Annotated in this window: 2 protein-coding genes; both read right to left on the reverse strand. The window is 39.9% G+C overall.

Annotated elements, in window-relative coordinates; genetic code table 11:
* A partial coding sequence (locus HMPREF2805_RS11640; protein ID WP_083301326.1) for an SIALI-17 repeat-containing surface protein occupies nt 1-986 on the reverse strand: 986 nt, incomplete at its 3' end.
* 41 nt (nt 987-1,027) lie between these two features.
* On the reverse strand, nt 1,028-5,358 hold a 4,331-nt coding region (locus tag HMPREF2805_RS10235; RefSeq protein ID WP_083301327.1), incomplete at its 5' end, for a ZmpA/ZmpB/ZmpC family metallo-endopeptidase.

Here is a 5,358-nt window from a genome sequence, read left to right on the forward strand (position 1 = left end):
GTTACAACAGCTTCGGGTAAGGCTGGTTGAACCTCAGGTTCTACCAGATTACCACCAACTGGTGCTGTATATTCTAGCTTCTCTGCCTTAGGAGCCTCATCTGGGACTGTGCCTACGGGTTCAGTGTATTCTGGCTTGTCTGCTTTAGGTGCTTCGTCAGGCACTGTACCCACAGGTTGAGTGTACTCTGGTTTCTCAGCCTTAGGCGCTTCGTCTGGAACTGTACCCACTGGTTTAGTGTACTCTGGTTTCTCTGATTTAGGTGCTTCGTCTGGAGCCATACCTACAGGCTCAGTGTATGCTCGCTTCTCAGCTTTAGGAGCCATATCAGGAACTGTTCCTACCGGTGCAGTATATTCTGGTTTTTCATGAACTTCGGGCTCAACCAGATTACCACCAACTGGTGCTGTATGTTCTGGTTTTTCTGCTTTAGGCGCTTCATTAGGAATACTTTGAATTTCAGATACTGGAACATTTTTTGTCCCCTCATTCTTATGTTGAATTTCTGAAATTGCATCATCATCAAGCGGTAAGTATCCAATATAACGATATCCAGCAATTTGAACTATTCCTTCATTACTTGGAGCTTTCAAAGGATTGCTTATATCGAGAGCTTGCATACTAGAAAGACTAATCATTCCGATAGTAGTAACTAAGAACAAACTACTAACTTTTTTCTTTTTATGAACCAAAAGGACTAAACTACCAACAGCTAATAGTCCTAAAGCTGTAAGCACAGAAGTAGATGAACCTGTTGCAGGAAGAGCTTCCTGCTGATAAATAAGAGCATAAATTACCTCATTATCAGTAGGAATTCCTGCTTGAATCTTTCTTTGTTCTTCCTTTGTAAGAGCGCTTTTTTCAATGTAATGATAGGTAGAAGCATGAATGACTGACGGTGCAACCAAGATACTTCCGAGTAAAAATGAACCAACAATCCCACAGATTTTTCGGATTGAAAACCGTTCTTTTTTAAATAATGACAAGCGTAATCACCTTCTTTAATTTTATTTCCTAATAGTAAACACTATTTTTTATTTTCGAAAATTGAACTTCTAAAATCATCAGTTTGATTTAGATAGGCCTTAAACACTGCTCTCTTTAACTTATGAACTGCACTATCATATTCTGGATTATAGTTGTCCCAAGAATAACGATTCTCATCTGCATCCTTACGGACAGCTTCGTCCATTAATCGCTGCAGTTCTTCTACACTATGAATCGTCTTTCTTGCAAAACTTGCCCAAGATTTGGTTGGATCGTTGAAGGTCACCTTTTTCAAGTTTACAAACTGACCCACCCGTTCTTGGTACATAGCTGTCTTAAATTCTGCCCAAGTTTTATACTTACCTTCAAATACCTTTTCCAAAACAAGATCATCTGTCACCAATCCTCGTTCTTTACCATAAAGATTGATAGTTTTCCCTTGTTGTTTAGCAACTTCCTCGTATTGGTTTGAGATATAAGGTACCATTCCATCCTTAAAACCTTTGGCAGCCAGAAGTTCATAAGCAATCCTACGTCCCATCAAATCACCCGGAGTTCCCTTACTGCTCAGAGCCGAATAGATTGGGGCGAAGAGTTTAATCGTATAGTAACCGTTTCTTTCATATTCCCCAGACTTATATTCACGAGCTGACAAGATATTATTTTTAATTAAACTATCAAAGGTAGTCAATTTTTTGGCATCTTCTTCTGTCAGATTTTGTACAACGTTAGTAGCGTAAACCTCATTTCCATCTGCAGGATCTTTCACGTATTTATTCTCGATTTTTCTCAGGGCCGTCATTTTCTGATAAGCATCTAACTGTTTCACGATAGATTGCCCTTCGAGATATTCCAACATGTAAACGACATCAAACATATTGTGGACGTAGTTCTGAAGATCTGCTGCGTCATTAAATCTTGTAGTTGGATCAAGTACTTGCAATCGCTGGCCTTCTGTACTATCTGATGTTTTATGTTTCAAGATAGAGTTGATGGTAATGGTTGCATCACTTGGTTGGTCAGGAGCTTGCAATAAGCCTTTTGCGAAGAACTCCGGTCCTAAGCCGCTTCTTCGACCATAGCCACCAAGGTAAATATCCTGATCTGAATCATGGGTCATCTCATGGGTATAAGTAATGGCTCCATCCTTGTCTAACATACGATAGGACATATAGTAAACGCCATCTCCAGTTGCATAAGCACCATGATGATTGTGAACTACTTTATTCCCCACTGGACCAAAGAAATTCTTCATCGCCGGATTGGTACTATCAAACTTAGCCTCAACTGTAGCTTTTCCAGATGTTGTATCATCTCCAAACTTATAGGCATCATAAAGTAAAATTGTACGATAGAGCTTTTCACGTCCTTCTTTATCTAAAATACGATACCAATAATCATAGTGATCTCGCTGACGTTTGGCTGTTTCACGCGCATTATCTTCAACAAACTTATTGAGTTCATCTCCAGCCTTATAATCGCTGTTGCGGTAGCGATCGTAAGCGCCAAATCCTAGACTAGACAAGGTTGAGATGACAAATACAGATCTTTCTGGCAAGGTAAGGAGAGGCAAGACCATATTGCGGTATTTCCAAGTACTACTAGTAATTCTGTCATAAACACCGATAGAATACTTAGTCCCTGCTTGCTCTTGCTTGGCTTTGACCTCTGCAATAGTGGATTTTTCTTCGACAATGAAAGCTTTGGTCTGTTTTTTAAACCAGTCATTATTGCTAGTGTTTGGTAAAAAGACTTTTCGGTAATTTTCCAACGTGCTAAACAAATCTGTCGTTCCATGATGGCTGGCAAGACTGATAGCATAAGTATCGACATTGTTTTTAGCAAGCAGATTATTAAATCCTGATTTCCCTAACTCAATCAGAGTATCTAGTGGTGAAGTATTTCCTTTACCAAAGAAGTCTGGACGATACATCACCAGGTCTTTGACATTCACTTGACCGTAGCTAAAGTTATACCAACGTTCTAAATAAGTTAAACCGAGTAGCAAAGCTTCCTTATTGTTCTTGATTTTATCTACAAGATAGCCTCTGGTAACTGGGTTGTCACCAGCAAGTCCAGCATCTGCTGACAAGAGTTTTTTCAAACTGTTTGCCAAATTTTGTTTTGTTTTGACGAACTGGTCTTCCAGATAGAGCTCAGTTTGCTTGACATCTGGAGAAATTCCGAGTATCTTTCTGATGGCATCCGACTTATAGTCAACCTTTTGTAAGTCAGGTAAGACTTGCTTAATGATAGAGTCTTGGTCATACAAGAATTGATTTGGAGTGTAGAGGAGTCCTGTATCCCCTAAACTATATTCTGCTAGCTTGGCAAAATCAGTCTGGTACTTGAGATCGAGCTTCTCAGATGAATGGTCCTGATAGTGAAGCAAGAGTTTATTTGCAGTCTGTTTGTTAGAAACAATATCTGTGATTACTTGGTCATCCTTCATCATAACTGCGGACAAGAGTTCTTTTTGATATAAGAGACTGTTCTCCTTAACCAGGTTTCCGTATTTCACGATGGTCGCCTTGTTATAGAAAGGTAACAATTTTTCAATGTTCTTATAAACCAAAGCACGGTTAGCTTGATAATGGGCTACCTTAGAAAAATCACTTTCTTTACTACCACTTGTTGAAAGGGGCTCCACTGTTGGAGGAGTGAGAGGATTGATTTCTGCTTTTTTATTAGTCACTTCAGAAGCATCTAGCATTGTTCCTCTTTCTTCAAAGGATTCTTTGCTGATGACTTCATCCCTAACCAAGGTGACATTGTATACTCTGTTCGCTTTGCTGCTGAATGTGTCCTTCACCTTCATTCCATTGTAGTGGTAACCGGTAATGGCATTCCCGTTGGTTACATTGACATCACTTAGTACATTGGTCAATCTTCCTGCATGCTGTTCCTCATTTGTTTTTCGATCCCACAAATATCCTGCTACACCCGCGACTCTACCAAAGTGCTTGACATTATTGATATCACCTTCAGCATAGCTATCCTGTATATGCGCATCTTGGTCTATTAGACCTGCTAGCCCACCAACAGTCTGATCTGAACTATTGGTGTTGGATGAAATGGTTACTGTCGCTTTGGATTTAGCAATAGACGCATTTTTTCCTGTTAAATGACCGACCAGGCCACCGATATTATAGGCAGCAGTTGTTTCATAGGTATTGACAATTCTTCCCTTGAAACTACTCTCTGTGATGCTTGATTGGTCTGCCTTAGCCAACAAACCACCGATACCACGTTCACCGGCGAGTACACCATCCACATGAACTTGCTTAATTTTTGTGTTATTCTGAGCTTCATTTGCCAGTGAAGCAATATCATTTTTCCCTGAAATAGTAACATTTTTTAGACTCAGTTTTTCTACTGTAGCACCACTCAAGTTTTCAAACAGAGGTTTTTTCAAATTATAGATAGCATACTTCTTACCATCTTTTTCTCCAATCAACTGACCAGTAAAGGTTCCCTTGATATAGGATTTATCATCAGGACCAAGCTCCACTTCGTTAGCATTCAGGCTAGCTGCTAAATGATAGGTTCCAGAGAGATTTTGGTTTATAGCTTTGACCAGATTACTAAAGGAAGTAAAGTTTGTATTTTCCTCTTTAGACTTCTTATCGAGGTAGAAGGTGAAATGGTCGACATATTTATTGTTCTGCTCTTGCTGGAGTTTCTCAGCCTTAGCTGTAATTTTATAAACTGACTGACCATTTCTTTCCTCTTCAGTTATTGAGGCGACTGGTAGATAGACATCTTTAAATGCCGAAGATTTTACCTTGACAAAGTAAGTATCTGTATTGTTTGGAACACCATCCAACGAAACATGCTGTTTATAAATTCCATTCGTCTGGCTATAGAGCTCTACATCAGAAACATTTCTTAATTCGAGTGTTTTTTCTGGATCTGTTTCTTTCGGCTTCTCAATCGGAGTTTCAGGTTTTAATTGCTCAATATTCCCCTTATATTCAGGAAGTGGATCTACCTGTTCAGGCTCACCTTTGTCAGTTACAACTGCTTCTGGTAAGGCGGGTTGGACTGCAGGCTCACCTTTATCAGTTACAACAGCTTCTGGTAACTCTGGGTGAACTTCAGGTTCTCCTTTATCAGTAACAACTGCTTCTGGCAATTCAGGTTGAACTTCTGGTTCTCCTTTATCGCTTACAACTGCTTCTGGTAACTCTGGCTGGATCGCTGGTTCACCCTTGTTGGTTATTACAGCCTCTGGCAATTCAGGTTGAACTTCTGGTTCGCCTTTGTCACTTACTAAAGCTTCTGGTAACTCTGGCTGAATTGCAGGTTCGCCTTTATCGCTTACAACTGCTTCTGGTAGTTCAGGTTGAATTGCAGGCTCACCCTTATCAG

The sequence above is a fragment of the Streptococcus sp. HMSC034E03 genome (assembly GCF_001811505.1).
Classification (GTDB): domain Bacteria; phylum Bacillota; class Bacilli; order Lactobacillales; family Streptococcaceae; genus Streptococcus.